Here is a 25,660-nt window from a genome sequence, read left to right as displayed (position 1 = left end):
GTTCTATCCGCGGGCCGCAAAGATAAGTAAAATTCAGCGTCCTGACCGGGGGGGTACCCCGGTGTTTCGGAGACCTGCATAGCCGGGCATACTCGCAACCACTCGCCCGGTTTCGAACAATCCTAGGAGGAGTGCCACATGGGGGCTGTCCAAGGCAGCATGCTGCTCGTTTTCACGCTGATCGCGATTGCCGCGTTGATCCTGATGATCGCGCGCTTCAAGATCTACCCGTTCCTGGTGCTGATCATCGTTTCGCTGGGCCTCGGTCTCGCCGTCGGGATGCCGATGGACAAGATCGTCAAGTCGTTCGAAACGGGCACGGGCGGCACGCTCGGCCACATTGCGATCGTCGTCGGTCTCGGCACGATGCTCGGCAAGATGATGGCCGAATCGGGCGGCGCCGAACGGATCGCGACCACGCTGATCGACTGGTTCGGTGAAAAGAACATTCACTGGGCGATGATGTTCGTCGCGATCATCGTCGGCCTGCCGGTGTTCTTCGAAGTCGGCTTCGTGCTGCTGATTCCGATCGCGTTCAACGTCGCGAAGCGTACCGGCAAGTCGCTGCTGGTCGTCGGGCTGCCGATGGTGGCCGGCCTGTCGGTCGTGCACGGGCTGATCCCGCCGCACCCGGCCGCGCTGCTGGCCGTTCAGCAATACGGCGCCGACATCGGCAAGACGATCGCGTTCGGCTTGATCGTCGGCGTGCCGACCGCGATCATCGCCGGTCCGCTGTTCGCGCTGACGATCTCGAAGTTCGTGAAGCTGCCGGACAACAATCCGCTGGCCGCGCAGTTCGTCGATACGCGCGCCGATGGCGACAATCGCGAGCTGCCGGGCTTCGGCCTCACGCTGTTCACGATCCTGCTGCCCGTGGTGCTGATGCTCGTCGGCAGCTGGGCCGGTCTCGTGTTCGCGCCGAAGTCGCTGCCGAACAACCTGCTGCGCTTTGCCGGCAACTCCGACGTCGCGCTGCTGATCGCCGTGCTGGTGAGCTTCTTCACGTTCGGCAAGCTGCAGGGCTTCAACCGCGACCAGATCCAGAAGTTCTGCAGCGAGTGTCTCGCGCCGATCGCCGGCATCACGCTGATCGTCGGCGCGGGCGGCGGCTTCGGCGGCGTGCTGCGCGACAGCGGTATCTCGCAGCAGATCGTCGAGACGGCGAAGCACGCGCATCTGTCGCCGCTGCTGCTCGGCTGGTTCGTCGCGGCGCTGATGCGTCTCGCGACGGGTTCGGCAACCGTCGCGATGACGACGGCCTGCGGCATCGTCGCGCCGATCGCCGCGGCGGCCGGCACGACGGTCAGCCCGGAGCTGCTGGTGCTCGCGACGGGCTCGGGCTCGCTGATCTTCTCGCACGTGAACGACGGCGGCTTCTGGCTGATCAAGGAATACTTCGGGATGACGGTCGGTCAGACGTTCAAGACCTGGTCGTTGCTCGAAACCATCATCTCCGTGCTTGGCCTGGGCTTCACGCTGGCGCTCAGCATGGTTCTGTAACAAGGGGTAGTCAATGATTCTGATCGCAATGGGCGTGTCGGGCGCGGGCAAGTCGCGAATCGGCGAAATGCTGGCGGAACGCCTGTCGTGCAGCTATACCGACGGCGACGCGTTTCACAGCGCCGCCAACAAGGAAAAGATGCACCACGGCATTCCGCTGACCGACGACGACCGTTGGCCGTGGCTGCGCGCCATTCGGGCGGCCATCGAGGAAAAGCAGCGCGCGGGCGAGACGGCCGTGTTCACGTGCTCGTCGCTGAAGCGCTCGTATCGCGACGTGCTGCGCGGCACCGACGCCGACGTGCGGTTCGTGTATCTGAAGGGCTCGTTCGACGTGTTGCGCGAGCGCCTGAAGACGCGCACCGGCCACTTCTTCGATCCGTCGCTGCTGAAGAGCCAGCTCGAGACGCTCGAGGAACCGGGCGCGGACGAAGCGATCGAGGTCAGCATCGAATTGACGCCCGAACAGATCGTCGACGAAGTGATGGTGAAGATCGGCCTCGCGCAGCAGCACTGAGCTGCTGCTCGAGCCGGGACGGACGATTCCGTTCCGACCGTCTGAAAAGCAAAAAGCCCGATGCGAAGCAGTTCGCATCGGGCTTTTTTGCGTCGGCCGACGGTCGTGCTTATGCGATCCGCTTCGCGAGCTCGACGGCCTTGCCGATGTACGACGCGGGCGTCATCGCGAGCAGGCGGTCCTTCGCGTCCTGCGGGATCGCGAGCGTGGCGACGAATTCCTGCAGCGCTTCGCGCGTGATGCCCTTGCCGCGCGTGAGCTCCTTCAGCTGCTCGTACGGATTCTCGATGCCGTAGCGGCGCATCACCGTCTGCACCGGCTCCGCGAGCACTTCCCAGCAGTTGTCGAGGTCGTCGTGCAGGCGCTGCGGGTTCACTTCGAGCTTGTCGAGGCCGCGGATCAGCGAGTCGTACGCGAGCAGCGAGTAGCCGAGCGCGACGCCCATGTTGCGCAGCACCGTCGAGTCGGTCAGGTCGCGCTGCCAGCGCGACACCGGCAGCTTGTCGGCGAGGTGGCGCAGCGTCGCGTTCGCAAGGCCGAGGTTGCCTTCCGAGTTCTCGAAGTCGATCGGGTTGACCTTGTGCGGCATCGTCGACGAGCCGATCTCGCCGGCCTTCGTCTTCTGCTTGAAGTAGCCGACCGAGATGTAGCCCCACACGTCGCGGTCGAGGTCGAGCAGGATCGTGTTGGCGCGCGCGACCGCGTCGAACAGCTCGGCCATGTAGTCGTGCGGCTCGATCTGGATCGTGTACGGGTTGAAGGTGAGCTTCAGGCGGTTTTCGATCACGTCGCGCGAGAACGCTTCCCAGTCGAATTCCGGATACGCGGACAGATGCGCGTTGAAGTTGCCGACCGCGCCGTTCATCTTGCCGAGGATCTCGACCTTTTCGATGCGTGCGATCGCGCGGCCCAGACGGGCGGCGACGTTCGCGAGTTCCTTGCCGAGCGTCGTCGGGCTGGCCGGCTGGCCGTGCGTGCGCGACAGCATCGGCTGATCGGCTAGGGCGTGCGCGAGCGCGACGAGACGCTGGTGGACGGTGCGCAGCGCCGGCACGATCACGTGCTCGCGCGCGCCGGCGAGCATCATCCCGTGCGACGTGTTGTTGATGTCCTCGGACGTGCAGGCGAAGTGGATGAACTCGCTCGCCTTCTCGAGCTCGGCCTGGCCCTTCACCGATTCCTTCAGCCAGTATTCGACGGCCTTCACGTCGTGGTTCGTCACGCGCTCGATGTCCTTGATGCGGGCGGCGTCGTGCGCGGTGAAGCGCTCGGCGAGCTGCAGCAGGAATTGCTCGGACGCGTCGGAGAAGCGCGGGATTTCGGCGAAGCCGGCGCGCGACAGCGCGATCAGCCAGTGCACCTCGACGGTGACGCGGTGGCGCATGAACGCGGCTTCGGAGAGCCAGTCGCGCAGCGCTTCGGTCTTGCTGGCGTAGCGGCCGTCGATGGGCGAGAGCGCGGTGAGGGCGAAAAGCGTATCGGGACGAGTGTCGGACATGGTCGGGCGGGGCCTCGGGGGCCGGGCGAACGAGGGGAGGAGAATCCGGCATTTTACCATCGGCGCGGGCCGGGGCCGGCCGAACCGGTCGGGCCGAGCGTGGCGGCGTCCGGCCGCGTGCGACCGACTGCGGCCGAGTGCGGCCGGCGGCCGGTAGAATGCTCGCTTCTCCCCGACCCGCCGCCCGCCGCGCCCGATCCGCATGGAACTGAAATGGCTCGAAGACTTCGTTTCGCTCGCGGAAACGCGCAGCTTTAGCCGGTCGGCCGAGTTGCGCCACGTGTCGCAGCCGGCTTTCTCGCGACGCATCCAGGCGCTCGAGGCGTGGCTCGCGACCGAGCTGATCGACCGCTCGGTCTATCCGACGCGGCTCACGCAAGCCGGCCAGATCTTCTACGAACAGGCGCTGACGATGCTGTCGCAGGCGCACGAGGCGCGCACGCTGCTGCGCGGTCACGTCGGCGCGCCGGTGCCGACGATCGAGTTCGCGGTGCCGCACACGCTGTCGCTCACGTATTTCCCGCGCTGGCTGCAGCGGATCGAGGCGAAGATGGGGCAGGTCCACACGCGGTTGCGCGCGCTGAACGTGCACGACGCGGTGCTGTCGCTCGTCGAAGGCGGCTGCGATCTCGTGATGGGCTATCACCATCCGAGCCACCCGGTCGCGCTCGATCCGGCGCGCTACGACATGCTGGTGCTCGGCAGCGAGCCGATCAGCGCGTTTTCCGCGCCGGCGCGCGCGGGCCGGCCGCGCTACACGCTGCCGGGCACCGCCGAGGCGCGCGTGCCGTACCTGTCGTATACGCCGAACGCGTATCTCGGCCGGATGACCGAAGTGATCGTGGCGAATGCGCCGACGCCGCTGTTCCTCGATCGCGTGTACGAAACCGACATGGCCGAAGGGCTGAAGGCGATGGCGCTCGCGGGCCACGGCGTCGCGTTCCTGCCGCACAGCGCGGTCGAGGACGCGATCGCGAGCGGCAGCCTGATCCGCCTCGACCGCTCGGCGCGCGGCGGCACGCATCCGTTCACGCTGACGATGGATATCCGCCTCTACTGCGACAAGCTCGCGCTGCAGGGCGACGACCCGCGCCAGAAGCTGGTTCGGGCGCTGTGGGAAGTCGTGCGCGACGAGCTGCGTGAAACGGCTGGGTGAGGGCTGGTTGACGGTCGATTGACGGCGGACATGGGGCCGGCTGACGGCCGGGATGACCGAGACGACCAACGGTCGCGCAATCGTCGACCATCGACAGCCGACAGCCGACAGCCGACAGCCGACAGCCGACCGCCGACCGCCGACCGCCGACCGCCGACCGCCGACCGCCAAGCGCCAAGCGCCAAGCGCCAAGCGCCAAGCGCCCAAGCGCCCAAGCGCCCAAGCGCCCAAGCGCCCAAGCGCCCAAGCGCCCAAGCGCCCAAGTGCCCAAGTGCCCAAGTGCCCAAGTGCCCAAGTGCCCAAGTGCCCAAGTGCCCAAGTGCCCAAGTGCCCAAGTGCCCAAGTGCCCGCCCACCCCCGCACCTAACGGCTCCCTTGCAATCCCCCGGCCGGCCGCCGCAAGCCGCCTCGCGCTCCCGATCCCTCGCATTTTTCCCCCACCCGATCCCTGCCCGTTCGCCGCCGTTCTTGCGCAAATCGCCCGTGGATTTGCGCAAAATCGCGATCATGCAAGAAACGCATAATCGAATAAGCAAACGGCATTGGATAAAAAAAACGGGTTTTTCGACAATGTGCGCAATCCGTTGAACGTTGGAGCATCCATGTCTTCGCAATTGCAGTCCATCCCGTCCTACCTGCACGCCGACGATCTCGGCCCGTGGGGCAACTATCTTCAGCAGGTCGATCGCGTCGCGCCGTACCTCGGTTCGCTGTCGCGCTGGCTCGAAACGCTGAAGCGTCCGAAGCGCATCCTGATCGTCGACGTGCCCATCGAGCTCGACAACGGCACCGTCGCGCACTTCGAAGGCTATCGCGTGCAGCACAACGTGTCGCGCGGTCCGGGCAAGGGCGGCGTGCGCTACCACCAGGACGTGACGCTGTCGGAAGTGATGGCGCTGTCGGCATGGATGTCGGTGAAGAACGCGGCCGTGAACGTGCCGTACGGCGGTGCGAAGGGCGGCATTCGCGTCGACCCGCGCAAGCTGTCGCGCGGTGAGCTCGAGCGCGTGACGCGCCGCTACACCAGCGAGATCGGCATCATCATCGGCCCGAACACCGACATTCCGGCGCCGGACGTCAACACCAACGAACAGGTGATGGCGTGGATGATGGACACGTATTCGATGAACCAGGGCCAGACGTCGACCGGCGTCGTGACCGGCAAGCCGATCTCGCTCGGCGGTTCGCTCGGCCGCAAGGAAGCGACGGGCCGCGGCGTGTTCGTGGTCGGCTGCGAAGCGGCGAAGAAGAAGGGCCTCGAAATCGAAGGCGCGCGCATCGCGGTGCAGGGCTTCGGCAACGTCGGCGGCATCGCGGCGAAGCTGTTCCAGGAAGCGGGCGCGAAGGTGATCGCGGTGCAGGATCACACGGGCACGATCTATCAGCCGGCCGGCCTCGACGCGAACAAGCTGCTCGACCACGTGGCGCGCACGGGCGGCGTCGCGGGTTTCGAGGGCACGGAGCCGATGCCGAACGACGAGTTCTGGACGGTCGAAACCGACATCCTGATCCCGGCGGCGCTGGAAAACCAGATCACCGAGAAGAACGCGTCGAAGATCCGCACGAAGATCATCGTCGAAGGCGCGAACGGTCCGACCACGACCGCGGCCGACGACATCCTGAGCGCGAACGGCGTGCTGGTGATCCCCGACGTGATCGCCAACGCGGGCGGCGTGACCGTGTCGTACTTCGAGTGGGTGCAGGATTTCTCGAGCTTCTTCTGGACCGAAGACGAGATCAACCATCGCCTCGAGCGCGTGATGCGCGAAGCGTTCGCCGGCGTGTGGGCGGTCGCGGAAGAGCACAACGTGTCGGTGCGCACGGCGGCGTTCATCGTCGCGTGCAAGCGCATCCTGATGGCGCGCGAAATGCGCGGTCTGTACCCCTGATCGTGCGTGGCCGAGCGTCGCTCGGCCCACTATGAACGATACATGACGCAATCGACCCGATTGCGTACATGAACCCTCGCGGGCGATGCCGAATCCGGCGTCGCCCGCGTGCGCATTCGGGCGCGCAAAGCGCCGCGCGAAGCCGGGAGGACGGCGACGCACAGGACGATTCGTAGTGCGGTAAACAACCAGTACTTTCAAAAATATTACTTTGATACACTGGCGCGGGTTTTAGCCAAGGAGATGACCAAAATGAAATACCAGAAGGCAGTCCTGATGATCGCGGCGCTGTGCGCGTTCGCGAGCGGCGCGCATGCACAGGAGACCGGCACGCTGAAGAAGATCAAGGACACGGGCGTGATCGCGCTGGGCCACCGCGAATCGTCGATTCCGTTCTCCTACTATGACCAGAACCAGCAGGTCGTCGGCTATTCGCGCGACTTCCAGATGAAGGTCGTGGATGCCGTGAAGAAGAAGCTGAACCTGCCGAACCTGCAGGTGAAGAACATCCCGGTCACGTCGCAGAACCGCATCCCGCTCGTGCAGAACGGCACGGTCGACATCGAGTGCGGCTCGACCACCAACAACCTCGAGCGTCAGCAGCAGGCCGCGTTCTCCGACACGATCTTCGTGATCGGCACGCGTCTGATGACGAAGAAGGATTCCGGTGTGAAGGACTTCGCCGACCTGAAGGGCAAGACGGTCGTGACGACCGCGGGCACGACGTCCGAGCGCCTGCTGCGCAAGATGAACAACGACAAGCAGCTCGGCATGAGCATCATCAGCGCGAAGGACCACGGCGACTCGTTCAACACGCTCGAATCGGGCCGCGCGGTCGCGTTCATGATGGACGACGCGCTGCTCGCAGGCGAGCGCGCGAAGGCGAAGCAGCCGGGCGAATGGGTGATCGTCGGCACGCCGCAGTCGGAAGAGGCGTACGGCTGCATGATGCGCAAGGGCGATGCGGACTTCAAGAAGGTCGTCGACGAGGCGATCTCGCAAGTCGAGAAGTCGGGCGAAGCCGCGAAGATCTACGCGAAGTGGTTCGAGAACCCGATCCCGCCGAAGGGGCTGAACCTGAACTTCCCGCTGTCCGATTCGATGAAGAAGCTGTACGCGAACCCGAACGACAAGGCGCTCGACTGACCACGCCGCCGTTGACGCAGAAATGACGCTACTGAAACGGAAGAGGCCACGCTTCTTCCGTTTCTTTTTGCTGGAGTCTTGCCCATGTCTTACCACTGGAACTGGGGCGTCTTCCTGAGCCCCGTCTCGACCGGCGAGCCGACGACTTACTTCGGATGGCTGATGTCCGGCTTCTGGGTGACGATCGAAGTGTCGCTGGTCGCCTGGGTCATCGCGCTGATCGTCGGTTCGCTGTTCGGCGTGCTGCGCACCGTGCCGAACCAATGGCTCGCCGCGCTCGGCACCGTCTACGTGTCGATCTTCCGCAACATCCCGCTGATCGTGCAGTTCTTCGTCTGGTACCTGGTCGTGCCGGAGCTGCTGCCCGCGTCGATCGGCACCTGGATCAAGCAGCTGCCGCCCGGCACGCAGTTCTTCACCGCGTCGATCGTCTGTCTCGGGCTGTTCACCGGCGCACGCGTGTGCGAGCAGGTGCGCTCGGGCATCAACGCGCTGCCGAAGGGCCAGCGTGCGGCCGGCCTCGCGATGGGCTTCACGCAATGGCAGACGTACCGCTACGTGTTGCTGCCGGTCGCGTACCGGATCATCGTGCCGCCGCTCACGTCGGAGTTCCTGAACATCTTCAAGAACTCGGCGGTCGCATCGACGATCGGCCTGCTCGACCTGTCCGCGCAGGCGCGCCAGCTGGTCGACTACACCGCGCAGACCTACGAGTCGTTCATCGCGGTGACGCTCGCCTACGTGGTCATCAACCTCGTCGTGATGGCGTTCATGCGCTGGATCGAAGGCCGCACGCGGCTGCCCGGCTACATCGGAGGCAAGTGATGCATCAGTTCGACTGGAGTAGTATTCCCGGCGCGATACCGACGCTGTGGACCGGGGCGATCGTCACGTTCAAGATCACGCTGATCGCGATCGTGATCGGCATCGTCTGGGGCACGCTGCTGGCGCTGATGCGGCTGTCCGGCGTGAAGCCGCTCGCGTGGTTCGCGAAGGGCTACGTGACGGTGTTCCGCTCGATCCCGCTCGTGATGGTGCTGCTGTGGTTCTTCCTGATCGTGCCGCAGCTGCTGCAGGGCGTGCTCGGGCTGTCGCCGACGATCGACATCCGGCTCGCGTCGGCGATGGTCGCGTTCTCGCTGTTCGAGGCCGCGTATTATTCCGAGATCATTCGCGCCGGCATCCAGGCGGTGCCGCGCGGGCAGGTGAACGCCGCGTTCGCGCTCGGCATGAACTACGCGCAGGCGATGCGCCTCGTGATCCTGCCGCAGGCGTTTCGCGCGATGGTGCCGCTGCTGCTCACGCAGGCGATCGTGCTGTTCCAGGACACGTCGCTCGTGTACGTGATCAGTCTCGCGGACTTCTTCCGCACGGCCGCGAACGTCGGCGATCGCGACGGCACGACCGTCGAGATGGTGCTGTTCGCCGGCGCATGCTATTTCGTGATTTGCTCGTTGGCTTCTGCCCTCGTCAAAGGTCTCCAGAAAAAGGTCACAAGATGATTTCCATCAAGAACGTTTCGAAGTGGTACGGCCAGTTTCAGGTCCTCACCGATTGCACGACCGAGGTCAGCAAGGGCGAGGTCGTCGTGGTGTGCGGGCCGTCGGGCTCGGGCAAGTCGACGCTGATCAAGACGGTCAACGGCCTGGAGCCGTTCCAGCAGGGCGAGATCCTCGTGAACGGCCAGTCGGTCGGCGACAAGAAGACGAACCTGTCGAAGCTGCGCTCGAAGGTCGGGATGGTGTTCCAGCATTTCGAGCTGTTCCCGCACCTATCGATCACCGAGAACCTGACGCTCGCGCAGATCAAGGTGCTCGGCCGCAGCAAGGACGAGGCGACCGACAAGGGCTTGAAGCTGCTCGATCGCGTCGGGCTGAAGGCGCACGCGCACAAGTTTCCGGGCCAGCTGTCGGGCGGCCAGCAGCAACGCGTCGCGATCGCGCGCGCGCTGTCGATGGACCCGATCGCGATGCTGTTCGACGAGCCGACCTCCGCGCTCGATCCGGAAATGATCAACGAGGTGCTCGACGTGATGGTCGAACTCGCGCAGGAAGGGATGACGATGATGGTCGTCACGCACGAAATGGGCTTCGCGAAGAAGGTCGCCCATCGCGTGATCTTCATGGACAAGGGCGCGATCGTCGAGGACGACCGCAAGGACGATTTCTTCTCGAATCCGAAGTCGGATCGCGCGAAGGACTTCCTCGCGAAAATCCTCCACTGAACGCTCCCGTGTAGCGCACGCCGCTTCGACGAACCGCCCGGCCCAGCGCCGGGCGGTTTTTTTCGGCCGCTGCCGCCGAACGGCAGCGGCGCACGGGCGACGCGACGCGTCCTGCGTTACCAGCTGTAGCGGTAGCCGGCCTGGCCGGTGACGCTGCGCCGGTAGTCGCCGCCGATGTTGCGCGCGTATTTGACGTTCGCGTACAGCGTGCCCGACTTGCCGAAGGCCGCGGTCACGCCGAGGCCGAGCTCGTACCACGTGCGGCCCAGATGCGTCGCGAACGGCGTGCCGCCGACGACGGTCTGGCCCGGCGACAGGAAGTCGTGCAGCACGTCGGCCGTGAAATACGGCGTCGCCGCGCCCAACGCGCTCGCCCCGAGGTTCGGCCGGAACATCCGTACGCCGAGGCGTCCACGCAGCGCATGGCTCGTCGTGCCCGACACCGCCGACACGCTGTCGTTGAACCCGTTCAGCTTCAGGTACTGATACATCAGCTGCGCCTGCGGTTCGATCGCGATCGGCGTGGCGCCGATGCCGAACGGCTTGCCGGCTTCCTGCGACAGCGCGATGCCGAAGCCGTTCTGCGATGCGTCGTTGCCGTAGCTGTCGCGATAGCGGTTGCCGTAGTGCGTGACCTGCCCGACGCTGTCGAAGTAGGTGCCGTCGGCCAGATAGCGCGTCCAGTAGCCGCCGGCGCTCTGCGCGTGCATCTCGACCGAGCCGGTCGACGTCGACAGGCCGGGCGCATCGACGCGCGCCGGATCGCTGAAGCTCGCATTCGACACGCCGATGCTCGCCGTCACGCCCGCATGCGTGCTGCCGCCGTCCGGCGCCTGGCCGAGCGTCCAGTCCTTGCCGAACTGCGCGAAGAAGGTGCGCTCGTCGGCCGCGAAGCGGCCCGCGTTCGCATCGAAGCTCTGTCCGCCGATGCGGCCCCACACGCCGTCGCGATTGCCGGGCGCCTGCTTGTCGACGTTGTACACGTCGCCGACGCGCTCGTGCAGCTTGCCGAGCGTCGAGAAGCCGTAGTCGGCGTTCAGGAGCGGCGTCATCGCGAAGCCCGCGACGCCCGGACGGTACGCGAGCGTGCCGGCGCCGCCGCCGGCGGTCAGCGGGCCGACCGCGATGACCTGGTTGGACGGATCGAGCTGCGAGCGCAGATACCAGCCGTTCGCGTCGAGCTGGCCGCCGCGATAGAGCCGGTATTCGTATGCGCCGGCCTGGACCGGGCCGGCGAGATGGAACGCGGACGCGGCCGTCGTGCCGCCGTTCGCCGTGACCACCACCGGAATGCCGTCGCCGGTCGTCTGCGCGCCGCTGCCGGCGGTGTTCGCGATCTTCAGCGCCGTCGTGCCGCTCGCGGCGCCGCCGTTCACGATCAGCCGGTCGGTCGGCGACGCGTCGGCGCCGAGATAGGTGTTCAGCGCGATCGTGCCGCCGTTGCCGACGTAGCCGCCGGTGGTCAGCGTCTTGTAGCTGCCGGCCGCCGTCGGCGCGCCCGACGGCGCGGCGAATGCGACCAGGCCCGCGTTGTTCAGGCTGCTCAGCACCGAGCTGCCGGTGATCCGCCATGCGCTCGTCGCGTCGACGTTCAGCGCGACCGGATCGATCTTGCCGGTCAGCGTCGTGCCGTTCGTCAGCGACACGGTGCCGGTGCTCGACGCGTCCGACACGATGTCGCCGGCCAGCGTCACGGCCGAAGCGTCGAAGCGCGCGACGCTGCCGTTCGCGAGGTCGAGCAGCGTGCCGTTGCCGGCCGTCACGACGGTGCCGTTGCGTACCGCGATGTCGACCACGCCGCCGCGCGCGGCGAACGCCGGGCCGGCGACCGACGCGACGCTACCGCCGTCGACCAGCACCGAACTCGTCGCGCCGCTCGCGCGCGAGTCGACGCTCAGCAAGCCGGCCGTCGCGCCGTGCAGCGTCGTGCCGGTCAGCGCGAGCACGCCGCCGCCGTCGACGGTCGCGCCGTTGCCGGCCGCGCTCGTGAGCGTCGAGCCGGTGTCGCCGATCCGGCCGCCGTTTTGCGCGACGACGCCGTCGGCTGCCGCGCCCGCCGCCGCGATCTTCGCGCCCGACAGCAGCGCGGTCGCGCCGCCGCCGACGACCAGCCCATGCGCGCCGGCGCCGGTGGTCGAGACGGTGGTGCCGTCGGCGGCCAGCGTCGCATCGGCGCCGGCCACGACGATGCCGCGCGCGTTTTCGCCCGCGGTGCGCACGACGCTCGCCGCATCGGTCGCGATGCGCGTGCCCGCGCCCGTCGACGAGATGCCGTCGGCGCCGTTGCCGGTCGTGCCGATCTGCGTGCCCGACAGCACGATCGTCGTGTTGGTACCGAGGTTGTCGATGCCGGCGCCGCCGCCGCCCACCGCGATCGACGTCGCGCCGGCCGCGAGCGCGCCGTTCGCGACGCTCGAGTCGATCAGCACGCCGTGCGCGCTCCCGTTCGCGACGATGGTGCCCGCGCCCGACAGCACGACCGACGCGCCCGCGCCGGTCAGATGCACGCCGGCGACGCCGTCGTCGGCGCCGATCGTGCCCGCGTTGTTCAGCACGGCCGACGCGCCTTGCACGAGCGCGCCGGTGCCGTCCGACACGCGGATCGTCGACATGCTGTCGACCGTGCCGAGCGCGCCGATCGCGACGCCGGTCGAGCCGGCGCCGGTCAGCAGCACCGCGTTGCGGTTCTCCAGCGTGCCGAGGTTGCGCGCAACGAACCCGGTCACGCCGGCGCTCGACGACATGACGGCCGCGTCGTTGCCGAGCACCGTCGCGACCGGCGCGCCGGCGTTCGCGCCGGCCAGGTCGTGGGCCTGGCCGTCGACCACGCCCGCCGTGGCGCCCGCCGCGTTCAGGTTGATCGTCGCGCCGGCGTCGATCGTGCCGTGTGCGCCGCCCTCGACCGCCACCGCGATGCCGTTCGCGCCGCGCACGTTGTAGGTCGCGGAGCCGGTCGAGAGCGTCGTGCCGGCGCCGGTCGCGAGCACGCCGCGCGCGCGCTCGCCGTTCACGTCGGTCGTCAGCGTGCCGGCGGCCGACGCGCCCGTGTAGGCCGCGCCGGCTGCGATGCGGAACAGCGTCGAGTCGTCGGTATCGACGCTCAGCCGCTGCGCGGCCACGTTGATCGTCGAGCCGGCGCCGTACACGTAGAAGCCGATCTGGTTCGTACCGGACGTGAAGCGCGGCACGGCGTTCGCGCCGACGTCGATCGCGGCGCCCGCGCGCGCGTGGGCGCCGATCGCGCCATTGCCGGTCAGGTCGAGCGCGCCGTCGAGCGTGGCCTTCGCGCGCGGGCCTTCGGCCCAGACGCCGTAATTTCGCGTGTCCGACGCCGCGTCCAGCCCGCCGGCGACGTCGATCGTGCCGGTCGACGTCGCGGCCGTGGCGGTCGAGCCGGTGCCGACCACCATGATGCCGATGCCGTTCACGCCGTTCAGCGTGATCGTGCCCGTGTTGGTCACGGTCGCGGCCGTGTCGGCCGCGAGCATCCCGACGTTCGCGAGCGGCGTGCCGGGCGCCGCACCGTTCACGACGATCGTGCCGGCGTTGCGCAGCGTGCCGGACGACGAGCCGATGCTCGCCATCGCGGCGCCGTTCTGCGTCTGCGAGCCGATCACGATCGAGCCGAGGTTCGCGGCCGTGCCCGACGCGCCGAGCAGGATGCCGTAGCCGTGCGCGGACAGTGCGACGTCGGCCGCCGCCGCGCCCGGCCGGTACTGCGCCGCGCGTCCGACGTAGATCGTGCCGCCGGCCTCGTTGGTGAAGGCGCCGCCGTCCGCGAGGCCGCCGATCACCTGGCTGTCGAGCGTGGTTGCGTTGACGCCGACGTTCAGCGTGCCGGCGTTCGACGCGGTTGCGCCGTCGGTCGCCGCGATCGCGTAGCTGAGCAGGGTCGGCCGGTTGCCGTCGAGCGTCCATGCGGCGACGTTCATCACGCCGTTGTTCACGAACGTGGTGCCCGTGCCGTTCGCGTACACGCCGTTGCCCTCGGTGTAGGCGTGGAAGCCGAAGTTCTCGGGCGGCGCGGCGCCGGCGGTGTCGAAGTTCTCGCCGGCCGCGTAGCCGGACGAGATCACGCCGTTGTTGACGCCGCTCGCACCGGTGAGCAGCCGCACGAGCGTGAAGTCGCCCGACAGGCTGCCGTCGTTGACGAACTGCGCGCCGTTTTCCGCGAGCACCGCCGAGCTCGATTCGATCGCGCTGGTGCCGCGGAAGTCGATCTGGCCGTCTCGGCCGATATGCAGCGTCGCGCTCGCGCCGGTGCCGTGCAGCGCGGCCAGATGGTCGATCGGCAACGTGTTCTTGTCGCCGGCCGACACGTCGTTCGCGTACTGGAAGGTCTGCCGCGAGAACGTGACGGCCTGGCTGAACGCGCTGTCGTACGCGGCTTGCGAGCCGAGCGCGCCGCTGCGGACCGAGCGTACGAGAAAGTCGTTGTATGCGGCGAGCGACGCGGCGTCGTCGACGCGCCAGCGGCTGCCGTCGAACGCGGTGAAGGTGCCCGCGTAGGCCGGCACGTCGAGCTGCAGGTTGCCCACCGCGCCGCCGGCCTCGACGTAGTCGCCGGTCGTGAACAGCACCTGGTTGCGCGAGTTCCAGTTGACGACGCTTGACGCGGTGCCGGTGCCGTCCGCGAAGGCGAGGTCCGTCTGCTTCGCCGCGATCGTGATCGCGTTGCCGGCCGCGTCGGGCGCGTTCGCCGCGTTGCCGAGCGACACGTTCAGTGTGCCGCCCGAGCGCTCGACGGTGCCGATCCGCGTGTTCAGGTACTGGTTGCCGTCAACGTCGTGATAGAGGGGCACGTAGGTCGCGCCGAGCGTCGATCCGGCGAACGCGGACGAGTTGTAGGTCGCGACCGATGCGTGGGTGCCGGTGATCGAATCGGGCGTGCTGACGCTCTGCGTCTTGCCGCCGAGCGAGACCAGCGGCTGGTCGGGATTGCCGGTCACGATCGTGGTCGTGCCGAGCGGGACGCGCGTGTAGCCGGCGTCGCCGCCGTTCTGGCTGGTCCATGCGCCGGTGGCGGCGACGGTATCGCCGCCCGTGACGGTCGTCGCCCCGGCCAGGTTGTCGTTCACGGTCGGGCTGAAGCTGCCGACGGTGCAGCTGCCGCCGCTCGCGACCGCCGACCCGTTGCCGCAGGTCGATGCATGTGCGGCGCCGGCCGACAGCGCGGCGAACGCGGCGCCGGCCATCGCGGCGCGCAGCGGCGCCAGCCGGATCGCGTCGCGGCTCGCGCGACGGCTCGTGGCCGATGTGCTGCCCGAGCGCTTGCCGCGTGCCCGGGCTGTCTCTGCAACCGCGACCCAGCAGCCGGCGGCTTCGCTCCATATCGATCGAAATGAGTGATTCACGACAACCCCTCTTTGCTTTTTTTGAAGTGATATCCACCGCGGCGCGGTGAAAGCGCATTCCGCGGCCGAAAATGGTTCGAGCCGGCGTGCGCGCCATTGGCCGCATTGCCGTCGTCACGTGAATCGCTTTTCGATATACCGAGGATGAGCGGAGTCTACTGATCTGAATCGCGAAGGATTATCAAAAAAATGAGTGCCGTTGTGATAATGTCGACTCGGTCCGGTATTTTTGAATTATGTGATGAATCGAACCGAAAGCCTTTCTGGTAAAGGCTTGAGCGATATCGTGCGAGGCGGGGTAATCCCGTCGCTCGACGGTGGGCTGGCGCACTGTTCCAAAACGGCGCTGCGATAGAATATGGCTTCCGGAAGGTGGGCGGGGATTTAAAAGGCGTTTCGTTTTATCACGTATATATTATTTTCGCGTGAATGTTGATTAAATAAAGTTAATGTTGCGTCGCCGCGGGTTGGCGCGCGTCATTGTGGTTTGATTGAAACGAAAACCGATTGCCGGCGAACGAGCGGCGCGCTGTTCGGCAATGGCTCGTCGCGCGGCCGGTCGTTCCGCGGTCGTTCCGCGGTCGCTTCGTCATGCTGCGACGGTGAAGGAAGGGCGGCGCGTGCGGCTCAGAAATCGATCGCGTCGTCGGCGTCGTCCGCGGCGGCCAGCGCCTCGCGACGCGTGCCGCCGCACGGCGCCGAGGCCGACGCGTCGAGCGCCGGGTTGCGCAGCTTCTCGAGCACGCGCTCCGGCACCGGAATCCGCGTCCGCGCGGCGACGTCGCCGCACTGGAACATGATCAGCTCGCCGGGCTCGAACGACGTCCAGACTTCGTTGTCGGTCAGCGGCTGCGTGGCGATCACCGCGACGCGATCTTCGGGCGTCGTGTATTTCGCGAAGTCGATCGACAGGTCTTCGTCGACCAGATGCGCGGTGGAGAACGGCCAGCGCCGCACGATGTAGTGCAGTCGCGTCGAGCAGTGCGCGAACAGCGCCTGGCCGTTCGACATCAGGAAGTTGAATACGCCGTGATCGGTGATGTCGCGCGTCAACTCACTGACGCGCTCGAACAGCTCCGGCAGCGGCGGCTGTGCGCCGGGGAATGCCTCGCGCAGCCCTTGCATCAGCACGCAGAACGCCTTCTCGCTGTCGGTCGTGCCGACCGGGTGGTAGACGCTGCCGTCGAGATCGGGTTCGTAGTCCTGCAGATCGCCGTTATGCGCGAAGATCCAGTGACGCCCCCACAGCTCGCGCATGAAGGGGTGGCTGTTCTCGAGCAGGATATGGCCTTGCGTGGCCTTGCGGATATGCGCGATCGTGTTCTTCGACTTGATCGGATAGCGCTTCACCATTTCGGCGAGCGGCGACGTGGCCGAGGCCTGCTGATCGATGAACAGACGGCAGGCCTTGTCCTCGAAGAACGCGATGCCCCAGCCGTCGGCGTGGTGATCGGTGAGGCCGCCCCGGGCCGCGAAACCAGTGAAGGAGAATGTGACGTCCGTCGGCGCGGCGCAGTTCATTCCTAGGAGTTGGCACATTTTACTTGGGGCGGGGGCGGAAGCAGGGTAACCAACCGGGTGAACCCCGGTACAATATGGCTCCTAGCATATCACCGAGCCTCGAGCGGTAAAAAGCGGATTCCGCCGGCCCAAGGCCCCGTGTTGCGGTTTGCCGTCAGTCGGCCCGTGCACGCGTGCTCCGGCCCCGCCGATCCTCGATGGCCAGCCCGTTCCTCACGACGCCTCCTATGACTGCCTCGAACGCTTCCTCCCCGGCGACGCTCACGCTCGCCCGTCCCGACGACCTGCATCTGCACCTGCGCGACGGCGACATGCTGGCCGCGGTGCTGCCGCACACCGCACGCCAGTTCGCGCGCGCGATCGTGATGCCGAACCTGAAGCCGCCCGTCACGACGACCGCGCACGCGCAGGCCTATCGCGACCGGATCCTGGCCGCGCTGCCGGCCGGCAGCGCGTTCGAGCCGCTGATGACGCTGTACCTGACCGACAACACGGCGCCCGACGAAGTTCGTCGCGCGCGCGACAGCGGCTTCGTGCACGGCGTGAAGCTGTATCCGGCCGGCGCGACGACGAACTCGGATCACGGCGTGAGCGACCTCGCGAAGTGCGCGAAGACGCTCGAGGCGATGCAGGAAACCGGCATGCCGCTGCTCGTGCACGGCGAGGTGACGGACCCGTCGATCGACATGTTCGATCGCGAGAAGGTGTTCATCGACCGCGTGATGACGCCGCTGCGCCGCGATTTCCCCGCGCTGAAGGTCGTGTTCGAGCACATCACGACGAAGGATGCGGCCGACTACGTGCGCGACGCCGATGCGGCGCCGGGCCTGCTCGGCGCGACGATCACGCCGCAGCATCTGCTGTACAGCCGCAACGCGCTGTTCGTCGGCGGCATTCGCCCGCATTACTACTGCCTGCCGGTGCTCAAGCGCGAGACGCACCGCGTCGCGCTCGTCGAAGCGGCGACCTCCGGCAACCCGCGCTTCTTCCTCGGCACCGACAGCGCGCCGCATGCGCGCGGCGCGAAGGAAACCGCCTGCGGCTGCGCCGGCTGCTACACGGCGCTGCACGCGCTCGAGCTGTATGCGGAAGCGTTCGACCAGGCCGGCGCGCTCGACAAGCTGGAGAATTTCGCGAGCCGCTTCGGCGCCGATTTCTACGGCCTGGCGCACAGCACCGACACGGTCACACTGCGCCGCGAGACCTGGGAGCTGCCGACCGAGGTGTTCGCGGGCGATACGCCGGTCGTGCCGCTGCGCGCTGGCGAGACGATCGGCTGGAAGTTCGCGTGAGCGTCGCGCCGCCGTGCGCCGCCGCTCACGCGGCCGACGGCGGGGCGGCGCAATTCGCGCGGATCGACTGGTCCGCGCCGTGGCTCGCGCAGTACGACGAGCCGGGCCGTTTGCTGCAGGTGGCCGCGCTCGCGGGCGAAGCCGCCTTGCTCGATGCATTGGGCGACGCGGCCGGTGCACGCACGAGCGGGCGCGGCAGGCCGCTGCGCTTCGTGCCGCAGGCCGAACTGCCGCCCGGCGTCGCATACGAAACCCACATCGCCGACACGGGGCGCGTGCCGACCCGCCACAATCTTCACGACTTCTTCAATGCGCTCGTGTGGCTCGCCTATCCACGCACCAAGGCCGCGCTGAACGCACGGCAGGCCGCGGCGATCGACGCCGCGGGCGGCGTCGGGCCGGTGCGTGGGTCGCTGCGCGATGCGCTCACGCTGTTCGACGAGAATGCGGCGCTGTTCGTGACGGCCGAGCGCGCGCTCGCCGACGCACTGCGCGGCTTCGACTGGCAACGTCTGCTGGTGAGCTCGCGCGCCGCGTGGGGTACGCGCTGCGAGGCGCGCCTCGTCGGCCATGCGCTACTCGAGAAGCTGGTGGCGCCGTACAAGTCGTGTACCGCGCACGCGTGGATCGTCGAAGTCAGCGACGACTACTTCTCGTGGCCCGACGCGCGCCGCGCCGCGCATCTCGACGCACGGATCGCCGACGAACTCGCGACGCGCGCGCTGACGAGCCGCGATTTCGCGCCGCTGCCGGTGCTCGGCGTGCCGGGCTGGTGCGACGCGAACGCCGCGCCGGCGTTCTACGACGACCCGGCCGTGTTCCGCAGCGGTCGACGGACGGACGCCGCGCGCGCTGCGGGCGGCGGCGCGCAGTGCTAGAATGCGCGTCGCAAAGCAGGCCAGGCAGTCGCGGCCTCGCCGCCTTCGGGCAGGCGGGGGCGAGGAAAGTCCGGACTCCACAGGGCAGGGTGATGGCTAACGGCCATCCGTGGCGACACGCGGAACAGGGCAACAGAAAGCAAACCGCCGATGGCCCGGCGCAAGCCGGGATCAGGTAAGGGTGAAACGGTGCGGTAAGAGCGCACCGCGGCGACGGCGACGTTCGCCGGCACGGTAACCTCCACCCGGAGCAATTCCAAGTAGGCAGGCGCGCATTTTCGGATGCAGGATGGGGCCCCCGTCTCGTCTGCGGGTAGGAAGCTTGAGCGCGTCAGCAATGGCGCGCCTAGAGGAATGGCTGCCACGCGCGGCGCGCTTCGGCGTGCGGCGTGCACAGAATCCGGCTTATCGGCCTGCTTTGCCGTTCGAATGCACAAGGGCCGGCGCTCCATCGGGAGCGCCGGCCCTTTTTGTATCGTCGGCGCAGCGCGCTTAGTCGGCGACGATGTCGAACGAATGCGTGAGCTCGGCCGTCTTCGCGATCATGATCGACGCGGAGCAGTATTTGTCGTGCGAGAGGTTGATCGCGCGCTCGACCGTGGCCGGGTTCAGGTTGCGGCCCGTGACGGTGAAGTGGAAGTGGACCTTCGTGAACACCTTCGGGTCCTCGCTTGCGCGCTCGGCCTTCAGCGTGACCGAGCAGCCGGTGACTTCCTGGCGGCTCTTCTTCAGGATCAGCACGACGTCGTACGCAGTGCAGCCGCCGGTGCCGACCAGCACCATTTCCATCGGGCGCGGAGCGAGGTTATGTCCGCCGCCTTCCGGCGCGCCGTCCATCGCGACGAGGTGCCCGCTTCCGGTCTGGGCCGAAAACGCCATCCCGTCCTGACCCATCCAGCTTACTTTGCATTCCATGCTTGCGCTCCAGCGTTGCCTGATTCGGATTCGATCCGGCATTGTAGCCCGCTGCGCAACGGTCGGCTGATGCACTGCACGACGCGAAACGGCGAGCCGGCCTCGGCGGCGTCGCGTCGGCCATTTGGCTGGTATTTCCCTGCTGGCTTTAGGGGTTTTACTCTAGGTGGGGCGGGACGATTGGCGCGGCGTTTTCAGCTATGCAACTGATTTGAAAGGGGAAATCCATGAGGCCCAGTGTGCGTCGGGGATTCCGCATTATGGTTTTTGATTTCGTAATGCAGATTTTCTTGTGAAGTCGGAGGGGCATTCGTATAATGAGCTCCATTGGTTGTCGCGCTGCGGCAACCTCCGAATGTCTCCTCCACCCTCCTCCAAAGGTGGATTAAGCCCGAACCAAACGTTCGGGCTTTTTTTCGTCCAATGCAAACATCGGCGCGCCGGTTGCGCGGTCTGAAAGCGCTTTGAGAGCGGCGAATCCGCGGCGCTTTTGCGGCGGTTGGGCGGCGCTTCGGCAGCGGGCGAGCGCGCCGACATTGGTTCTATCTCGACAGGTGTTCGACACCGGCTCAGGGCCGCTATGGCCCCCGCTCGACAGCGGTTCGACACCGATCAGACGGGCTGCCTCGCCGCCGGCCGCGGCGCCGGCCGTGCCGGCGTGCTGGTCGGCTGCGTCGGCTGCGTCGGCTGCGTCGGCTGCGTCGGCTGCGTCGGCGTTGCCTGGGCGTCGCTGGCCGAAACGTCGCCCTGTTCGTGTGCGCAGAAATGGCGTACGCGCTCGCGCACCGCGCGCAGGCGGGCGACGCGTTCCTCGGTATGGGATTCGCGCGCGTCGGCGATGCGCGCGTCGAGTGCGGCGAGCTTGGCCTCGCAGGCCTGCTGGGCGGCGCTCGCGGGGACGGCGGCCGCCAGCAGGGCGGCCGCGAAAATGGGCATAAGTCCTTGTTTCATCATGCTTGCTTGTTGTTTTTTCGTGGTCGGCCGGTCGCGCGCGGCAAGGTCATGTGCAACGCGCGACGGGTGCGCCGCCGGGCGCTCGGATCGCCCGGTGCGGCACGGCACGCCGGAATTTTCGCCGATTTCGGGCGCCGCCGGCGCGGGCCACGGATTCTCTTTGACCGCCCTGTGGTATTTCCTTTATAATTCAGGGCTTTTCCGCATTCATGCCCACGGAAAAAGAACAGGGAGAGCCTGCACCGCGCCTCGAAGCGCACTCAGACAAGCAGGAAGAACACATCGGGCAAAGCATTTTTTTTGGATCGATCATGAAGACGTTTTCCGCAAAAGCCCATGAGGTGACGCGCGAATGGTACGTGATTGACGCGACGGATAAGGTTCTCGGCCGTGTTGCCAGCGAAGTGGCACGCCGTCTGCGCGGCAAGCACAAGCCTGAGTTCACCCCGCACGTCGACACTGGTGATTTCATCATCATCATCAACGCGAGCAAGTTGAAGGTCACGGGCAACAAGACGCTGGACAAGAAGTACTACCGTCACTCGGGCTACCCGGGCGGCATCTATGAAACGACGTTCGGCAAGATGCAGGAACGCTTCCCGGGCCGTGCGCTCGAGAAGGCGGTCAAGGGCATGCTGCCGAAGGGCCCGCTCGGCTACGCGATGATCAAGAAGCTGAAGGTCTACGCAGAAGCGACGCATCCGCACTCGGCTCAACAGCCGAAGGCGCTCGAGATCTAAGGGGAGCCCACATGATCGGTAACTGGAACTACGGTACGGGCCGCCGCAAGAGCGCAGTCGCACGTGTCTTCATCAAGGCTGGCAAGGGCGACATCATCGTCAACGGCAAGCCCATCGCTGACTACTTCTCGCGCGAAACGTCGCTGATGATCGTGCGTCAACCGCTGGAACTCACGAACCACGGCCAGACGTTCGACATCAAGGTCAACGTCAACGGCGGCGGTGAAACGGGTCAGGCAGGCGCAGTGCGTCACGGCATCACCCGTGCACTGATCGACTACGATGCGACGCTCAAGCCGTCGCTGTCGAACGCAGGCTTCGTCACGCGCGATGCGCGTGAAGTCGAGCGTAAGAAGGTCGGTCTGCGCAAGGCACGCCGCGCAAAGCAGTTCTCGAAGCGTTAATTCTGCTTCATGGCCACGCCGCTTTCGGGCGGTGTCCGCCGAAAAAACCGCCAGCTTTCACGCTGGCGGTTTTTTTATGCCCGCTCGACGCGGGTGCCCATGGCGTTCGCTTTACCGAAATCAACAAGAACCTATTGATTTCATGGACATCGGCACGATCTTCTGATCCGCCCTACAATAGCGGCTAAAGCTTTTTGGAGAGTTCGCATGAACGCTGTTAACGAATCCGCAGCAACGACGGCCGAAATGCCGGTCCCGTTCGTCTTCACCGACGCCGCGGCCGACAAGGTCAAGCAACTGATCGACGAAGAGGGCAATCCCGACCTGAAGCTGCGCGTGTTCGTGCAAGGCGGCGGCTGCTCGGGCTTCCAGTATGGCTTCACGTTCGACGAGGAAGTCAACGAGGACGACACCGTGATGGACAAGAACGGCGTCCAGCTCCTGATCGACTCGATGAGCTACCAGTATCTGGTCGGCGCCGAGATCGACTACAAGGACGACCTCAACGGCGCGCAGTTCGTGATCAAGAACCCGAACGCCACGACCACCTGCGGTTGCGGCTCGTCGTTCTCGGTCTGAGCGCGACTCGGATCCTGTCCGGTTCGCCGGAATAAGAAACGGGGCTTGATGCCCCGTTTTTCATGTCCGCGCGCCGTGCTCGTCATCGGATCAGCGCGGATACAGCGCGCCGAGCACGCGCTCGCCGGCCGCGCCCGTCACGCTCGCGAGATTGCCGGGCAGGCGCGCGGTGAAGCGGTACGCGAGCCATGCGAACGCGAGCGCCTCGACCTGTTGCGGCGGCACGCCGAGCGCGGCCGTCGTGTCTACCGTGGCTAATACGCCGGCTTCCTGCAGCGCGCGACGCAGCGCGTCGAGTAGCACGGGATTGCGGGCGCCGCCGCCGCAGACGAACACGGCCTTGCAGCCGGCTGCGTGCCGCGCGATCTCGCGAGCGACCGACACCGCGGTGAGCGCGGTCAGCGTCGCCTGCACGTCCTCCGGCGCAACCTGCGCAAAGCCGGCCAGCTTCGCGTCGAGCCACGCCGCGCTGAACAGGTCGCGCCCGGTGCTTTTCGGCGGCGGCGCGGTGAAATAGGGTTCGTCCAGCAGCGCGTCGAGCAACGCCGCATGCACGGTGCCGCGCGCGGCGAACTTGCCGCCGTCGTCGTACGGCTTGCCGAGTTGGCGCGTCGCCCATGCGTCGATCAACGCGTTCGCCGGCCCGCAGTCGAAGCCGCGCACGTCGCTGCCTTCAGCCGGCAGGATCGTGATGTTGCTGATGCCGCCGAGGTTGCAGACGACGCGCGTGTCGCCCGGCGCGCCGAACACCGTCGCATGAAACGCCGGCGCCAGCGGCGCGCCGTGGCCGCCGGCCGCGACGTCGCGCATGCGGAAGTCGGCGATCACGTCGACATGCGTGAGCTCGGCGAGCAGCGCCGGATTGTTCAGCTGACGCGTGTAGCCGCGTTCGGGACGGTGCCGGACCGTCTGGCCGTGCACGCCGATCGCGCGCACGTCGTCGCGCGACAGGCCGGCCGTACGCTGCAGCTCGTGGCAGCACACCGCATAGCGCGCGACGAGCGCATTCGCGGCGACCGACTCGCGGTCGATCTCGTCGTCGCCCGGCTGCTGTAGCGCGAACAGCGCGTCGCGCAGCGATTGCGCGAAGCCGACGAACGCTTCGGCGAGCACGACCGGCGCGCGGCCCGTTTCGAACCGGACCGCGACGCCGTCGACGCCGTCCATGCTGGTTCCCGACATGAGTCCGAAGTAGACGCCGTCGGCCGGATGGGCGGGTTGCGGGTGTCGTTGCGGCACGTTGGGTTCTCCTGGATCGAGCGGCGCGGGCCGGTGCCGCGCGCCTCGCACCTGATTATCCGCGCAACCTGACGCGTCGTTAAGCGATGCGCGCGCAAGTTATGGGAAAATCCCTGTCTTTGCGACATTCTTCCTGGCACCGATGAGCACCGAACCCAGTTCCAAGCCCGTTTTCCCGATCACCGACGAAGTCCGCCACGCGCTCGCCGTTACGAAGCGCGGTGTCGACGAACTGCTGATCGAGGAAGAGTTCGCGCAGAAGCTCGCGCGCAGCGCGGCCACCGGCAAGCCGCTGCGCATCAAGCTCGGGCTCGACCCGACCGCGCCCGACATCCACATCGGCCATACGGTCGTGCTGAACAAGATGCGCCAGCTGCAGGACCTCGGGCACACGGTGATCTTCCTGATCGGCGATTTCACGTCGCTGATCGGCGATCCGTCCGGCCGCAACGCGACGCGCCCGCCGCTCACGCGCGAGCAGATCGAGTCGAACGCGAAGACTTACTTCGACCAGGCCGCGCTGGTGCTCGACCGCGACAAGACCGAGATCCGCTACAACAGCGAGTGGTCGATGCCGCTCGGCGCCGACGGGATGATCAAGCTCGCGTCGCGCTACACGGTCGCGCGGATCCTCGAACGCGAGGACTTCACGAAGCGCTTCCAGAGCGGCATCCCGATTTCGATCCACGAATTCCTGTACCCGCTGATGCAGGGTTACGACTCGGTCGCGCTGAACGCCGACCTCGAGCTCGGCGGCACCGACCAGAAGTTCAACCTGCTGGTCGGCCGCGAACTGCAGAAGCAGTACGGCCAGGAACAGCAGTGCATTCTGACGATGCCGCTGCTCGAAGGGCTCGACGGCGTCGAGAAGATGTCGAAGTCGAAGGGCAACTACGTCGGCATCAGCGAGAAGCCGACCGACATGTTCGGCAAGCTGATGAGCATCTCGGACACGTTGATGTGGCGTTACTTCGAACTGCTGTCGTTCCGCAGCCTCGACGAGATCGCCGGCTTCCGCCGCGAAGCCGAAGGCGGCCGCAACCCGCGCGACTTCAAGGTGCTGCTCGCGCAGGAAATCGTCGCGCGCTTTCACTCGCAGGCCGACGCCGAGCGCGCGCTCGAGGACTTCAATCACCGCGCGAAGGGCGGCGTGCCGGACGATATCCCGTCGGTCACGCTCGCAGGCGCGCCGCTCGCGATCGGCCAGTTGCTGAAGCAGGCGGGCCTCGTGCCGTCGACGAGCGAAGCGCTGCGCAACATCGAGCAGGGCGGCGTGAAGATCGACGGCGCGACCGTGTCCGACAAGGGCCTGAAGGTCGACGCCGGCGAGTTCGTCGTGCAGGTCGGCAAGCGCCGCTTCGCGCGCGTCACGCTGACCGCATGATCGCGCTGATCCAGCGCGTGAAGCGCGCCGACGTGCAAGTCGGCGAGCGTACGACCGGCGAGATCGGCGCGGGCCTGCTCGCGCTGGTCTGCGCGGAGCGCGGTGACACCGAGGCCGCGGCGGACAAGCTGCTCGCGAAGCTGCTCGGCTATCGCGTGTTCAGCGACGCGGCCGGCAAGATGAACCTGCCGGTGTCGAACATCGACGGCGCGGGCCGCGCGGGCGGCCTGCTGCTCGTGTCGCAGTTCACGCTGGCGGCCGACACCAACAGCGGGCTGCGGCCGAGCTTCACGCCGGCCGCGCCGCCCGAAGAAGGCAAGCGCCTGTTCGATTACTTCGTCGCGGCCGCGCGCGAGCGTCACCCGATCGTCGAGACCGGCGAGTTCGGCGCCGACATGCAGGTATCGCTCGTCAACGACGGCCCCGTGACGTTCTGGCTGCAAGTGCGGCCCTGATTCTTTCCCGGAGGC

The 25,660-nt window shown here is 67.0% G+C and carries 20 protein-coding genes, 1 other RNA gene and 1 pseudogene; 16 read left to right on the top strand and 6 right to left on the bottom strand.

Going from position 1 to position 25,660, the window contains the following annotated elements; genetic code table 11:
* Positions 1-138 precede the first annotated feature (138 nt).
* Entirely contained in the window at positions 139-1,500 is a 1,362-nt protein-coding gene (locus tag AK36_RS10830) for a GntP family permease (RefSeq protein ID WP_045578535.1), read from the top strand.
* 13 nt (positions 1,501-1,513) lie between these two features.
* Positions 1,514-2,017 carry a gluconokinase gene (locus AK36_RS10825; RefSeq protein ID WP_011883270.1) on the top strand — a complete coding sequence of 168 codons (504 nt, stop codon included), beginning with the start codon at positions 1,514-1,516 and terminating at the stop codon, positions 2,015-2,017.
* Positions 2,018-2,126: 109 nt separating this feature from the next.
* On the opposite strand, the gene purB is transcribed toward AK36_RS10825, so the two are convergent.
* Positions 2,127-3,515, bottom strand: coding sequence for an adenylosuccinate lyase (gene purB / locus AK36_RS10820; RefSeq protein WP_011883271.1), 1,389 nt, complete (start codon positions 3,513-3,515; stop codon positions 2,127-2,129).
* 202 nt (positions 3,516-3,717) lie between these two features.
* Here purB and AK36_RS10815 point away from each other — a divergent pair, with 202 nt between their 5' ends.
* From AK36_RS10815 to AK36_RS10790, 6 genes are all read left to right on the top strand, one after another.
* Positions 3,718-4,671 carry a LysR substrate-binding domain-containing protein gene (locus AK36_RS10815; RefSeq protein ID WP_011883272.1) on the top strand — a complete coding sequence of 318 codons (954 nt, stop codon included), beginning with the start codon at positions 3,718-3,720 and terminating at the stop codon, positions 4,669-4,671.
* Positions 4,672-5,273: 602 nt separating this feature from the next.
* Positions 5,274-6,560: a Glu/Leu/Phe/Val family dehydrogenase gene (locus tag AK36_RS10810; protein WP_011883273.1), complete on the top strand. Its 1,287-nt coding sequence runs from the start codon at positions 5,274-5,276 to the stop codon at positions 6,558-6,560.
* 252 nt (positions 6,561-6,812) lie between these two features.
* Positions 6,813-7,706, top strand: coding sequence for a glutamate/aspartate ABC transporter substrate-binding protein (locus AK36_RS10805; protein ID WP_011883274.1), 894 nt, complete (start codon positions 6,813-6,815; stop codon positions 7,704-7,706).
* Between the two features lie 84 nt (positions 7,707-7,790).
* The gene (locus AK36_RS10800) at positions 7,791-8,531 is read left to right on the top strand and encodes an amino acid ABC transporter permease (RefSeq protein WP_045578534.1); all 741 of its coding nucleotides are present in this window, start codon (positions 7,791-7,793) and stop codon (positions 8,529-8,531) included.
* Positions 8,531-9,208 carry a glutamate/aspartate ABC transporter permease GltK gene (gene gltK, locus AK36_RS10795; RefSeq protein WP_011883276.1) on the top strand — a complete coding sequence of 226 codons (678 nt, stop codon included), beginning with the start codon at positions 8,531-8,533 and terminating at the stop codon, positions 9,206-9,208. The genes AK36_RS10800 and gltK overlap by 1 nt, the downstream gene beginning before the upstream one ends.
* Positions 9,205-9,930 (top strand): amino acid ABC transporter ATP-binding protein, encoded by a 726-nt coding sequence (locus AK36_RS10790; RefSeq protein ID WP_011883277.1) that lies wholly within the window; start codon positions 9,205-9,207, stop codon positions 9,928-9,930. Before gltK ends, AK36_RS10790 begins: the two co-directional genes overlap by 4 nt.
* 116 nt (positions 9,931-10,046) lie before the next feature.
* Here the strand turns inward: AK36_RS10790 and AK36_RS10785 are convergent, their stop codons facing one another.
* Together AK36_RS10785 and AK36_RS10780 are read right to left on the bottom strand one after the other, a co-directional pair.
* Entirely contained in the window at positions 10,047-15,284 is a 5,238-nt protein-coding gene (locus AK36_RS10785; protein ID WP_045578533.1) for an autotransporter outer membrane beta-barrel domain-containing protein, read from the bottom strand.
* A gap of 627 nt (positions 15,285-15,911) precedes the next feature.
* Positions 15,912-16,823 carry a class II glutamine amidotransferase gene (locus AK36_RS10780; RefSeq protein ID WP_045578532.1) on the bottom strand — a complete coding sequence of 304 codons (912 nt, stop codon included), beginning with the start codon at positions 16,821-16,823 and terminating at the stop codon, positions 15,912-15,914.
* 209 nt (positions 16,824-17,032) lie between these two features.
* Between AK36_RS10780 and pyrC the strand changes: the two genes are divergently transcribed.
* The 3 genes from pyrC (at position 17,033) to rnpB (ending at position 19,399) form a co-directional block, all read left to right on the top strand.
* The gene (gene pyrC / locus AK36_RS10775) at positions 17,033-18,097 is read left to right on the top strand and encodes a dihydroorotase (RefSeq protein ID WP_034194154.1); all 1,065 of its coding nucleotides are present in this window, start codon (positions 17,033-17,035) and stop codon (positions 18,095-18,097) included.
* Positions 18,094-18,975, top strand: a complete 882-nt coding sequence (locus AK36_RS10770; protein WP_014722450.1) for a DUF3025 domain-containing protein — start codon at positions 18,094-18,096, stop codon at positions 18,973-18,975. Before pyrC ends, AK36_RS10770 begins: the two co-directional genes overlap by 4 nt.
* A gap of 12 nt (positions 18,976-18,987) precedes the next feature.
* An RNA gene (gene rnpB / locus AK36_RS30335) (RNase P RNA component class A) lies at positions 18,988-19,399 on the top strand.
* Positions 19,400-19,467: 68 nt separating this feature from the next.
* On the opposite strand, the gene AK36_RS10765 is transcribed toward rnpB, so the two are convergent.
* Positions 19,468-19,932 carry an OsmC family protein gene (locus tag AK36_RS10765; protein WP_072465471.1) on the bottom strand — a complete coding sequence of 155 codons (465 nt, stop codon included), beginning with the start codon at positions 19,930-19,932 and terminating at the stop codon, positions 19,468-19,470.
* A 570-nt stretch (positions 19,933-20,502) separates the two neighbouring features.
* Entirely contained in the window at positions 20,503-20,844 is a 342-nt protein-coding gene (locus AK36_RS10760) for a DUF1090 family protein (RefSeq protein WP_045578531.1), read from the bottom strand.
* Between the two features lie 311 nt (positions 20,845-21,155).
* Here AK36_RS10760 and rplM point away from each other — a divergent pair, with 311 nt between their 5' ends.
* The 3 genes from rplM (at position 21,156) to erpA (ending at position 22,567) form a co-directional block, all read left to right on the top strand.
* Positions 21,156-21,584 carry a 50S ribosomal protein L13 gene (gene rplM, locus AK36_RS10755; RefSeq protein ID WP_009687896.1) on the top strand — a complete coding sequence of 143 codons (429 nt, stop codon included), beginning with the start codon at positions 21,156-21,158 and terminating at the stop codon, positions 21,582-21,584.
* 11 nt (positions 21,585-21,595) lie between these two features.
* Positions 21,596-21,988 (top strand): 30S ribosomal protein S9, encoded by a 393-nt coding sequence (gene rpsI / locus AK36_RS10750; RefSeq protein WP_011883283.1) that lies wholly within the window; start codon positions 21,596-21,598, stop codon positions 21,986-21,988.
* Positions 21,989-22,195: 207 nt separating this feature from the next.
* A complete protein-coding gene (gene erpA, locus AK36_RS10745) occupies positions 22,196-22,567 on the top strand; it encodes an iron-sulfur cluster insertion protein ErpA (protein WP_011883284.1) in 372 nt (123 codons plus the stop codon).
* A 90-nt stretch (positions 22,568-22,657) separates the two neighbouring features.
* Here the strand turns inward: erpA and AK36_RS10740 are convergent.
* A pseudogene (locus AK36_RS10740) lies at positions 22,658-23,767 on the bottom strand (anhydro-N-acetylmuramic acid kinase); the annotation flags it as partial.
* Between the two features lie 181 nt (positions 23,768-23,948).
* On the opposite strand from AK36_RS10740, the gene tyrS reads away from it, so the two are divergent.
* Together tyrS and dtd are read left to right on the top strand one after the other, a co-directional pair.
* Complete coding sequence (gene tyrS / locus AK36_RS10735; RefSeq protein WP_011883286.1) at positions 23,949-25,190, top strand: tyrosine--tRNA ligase; 1,242 nt, start codon at positions 23,949-23,951, stop codon at positions 25,188-25,190.
* Positions 25,187-25,645 (top strand): D-aminoacyl-tRNA deacylase, encoded by a 459-nt coding sequence (dtd, locus tag AK36_RS10730; protein ID WP_011883287.1) that lies wholly within the window; start codon positions 25,187-25,189, stop codon positions 25,643-25,645. The genes tyrS and dtd overlap by 4 nt, the downstream gene beginning before the upstream one ends.
* The last annotated feature ends 15 nt before the right edge of the window (positions 25,646-25,660 follow it).

The organism is Burkholderia vietnamiensis LMG 10929 (assembly GCF_000959445.1).
Taxonomy (GTDB): Bacteria; Pseudomonadota; Gammaproteobacteria; order Burkholderiales; family Burkholderiaceae; genus Burkholderia; species Burkholderia vietnamiensis.
Note: the sequence above shows the minus strand (reverse complement) of the source record. Positions and strands in the feature narration are given on the sequence as shown.

Bases quoted from the DNA above. Each gene is read 5' to 3' on its own strand.
- AK36_RS10810 (WP_011883273.1), top strand. From the start codon at position 5,274: ATGTCTTCGCAATTGCAGTCCATCCCGTCCTACCTGCACGCCGACGAT.
- pyrC (WP_034194154.1), top strand. From the start codon at position 17,033: ATGACTGCCTCGAACGCTTCCTCCCCGGCGACGCTCACGCTCGCCCGT.
- purB (WP_011883271.1), bottom strand. From the start codon at position 3,515: ATGTCCGACACTCGTCCCGATACGCTTTTCGCCCTCACCGCGCTCTCG.
- AK36_RS10780 (WP_045578532.1), bottom strand. From the start codon at position 16,823: ATGTGCCAACTCCTAGGAATGAACTGCGCCGCGCCGACGGACGTCACA.
- AK36_RS10830 (WP_045578535.1), top strand. From the start codon at position 139: ATGGGGGCTGTCCAAGGCAGCATGCTGCTCGTTTTCACGCTGATCGCG.
- gltK (WP_011883276.1), top strand. From the start codon at position 8,531: ATGCATCAGTTCGACTGGAGTAGTATTCCCGGCGCGATACCGACGCTG.
- erpA (WP_011883284.1), top strand. From the start codon at position 22,196: ATGAACGCTGTTAACGAATCCGCAGCAACGACGGCCGAAATGCCGGTC.
- dtd (WP_011883287.1), top strand. From the start codon at position 25,187: ATGATCGCGCTGATCCAGCGCGTGAAGCGCGCCGACGTGCAAGTCGGC.
- AK36_RS10815 (WP_011883272.1), top strand. From the start codon at position 3,718: ATGGAACTGAAATGGCTCGAAGACTTCGTTTCGCTCGCGGAAACGCGC.
- AK36_RS10790 (WP_011883277.1), top strand. From the start codon at position 9,205: ATGATTTCCATCAAGAACGTTTCGAAGTGGTACGGCCAGTTTCAGGTC.
- rplM (WP_009687896.1), top strand. From the start codon at position 21,156: ATGAAGACGTTTTCCGCAAAAGCCCATGAGGTGACGCGCGAATGGTAC.
- AK36_RS10760 (WP_045578531.1), bottom strand. From the start codon at position 20,844: ATGATGAAACAAGGACTTATGCCCATTTTCGCGGCCGCCCTGCTGGCG.
- AK36_RS10805 (WP_011883274.1), top strand. From the start codon at position 6,813: ATGAAATACCAGAAGGCAGTCCTGATGATCGCGGCGCTGTGCGCGTTC.
- AK36_RS10825 (WP_011883270.1), top strand. From the start codon at position 1,514: ATGATTCTGATCGCAATGGGCGTGTCGGGCGCGGGCAAGTCGCGAATC.
- tyrS (WP_011883286.1), top strand. From the start codon at position 23,949: ATGAGCACCGAACCCAGTTCCAAGCCCGTTTTCCCGATCACCGACGAA.
- AK36_RS10800 (WP_045578534.1), top strand. From the start codon at position 7,791: ATGTCTTACCACTGGAACTGGGGCGTCTTCCTGAGCCCCGTCTCGACC.
- rpsI (WP_011883283.1), top strand. From the start codon at position 21,596: ATGATCGGTAACTGGAACTACGGTACGGGCCGCCGCAAGAGCGCAGTC.
- AK36_RS10765 (WP_072465471.1), bottom strand. From the start codon at position 19,932: ATGCCGGATCGAATCCGAATCAGGCAACGCTGGAGCGCAAGCATGGAA.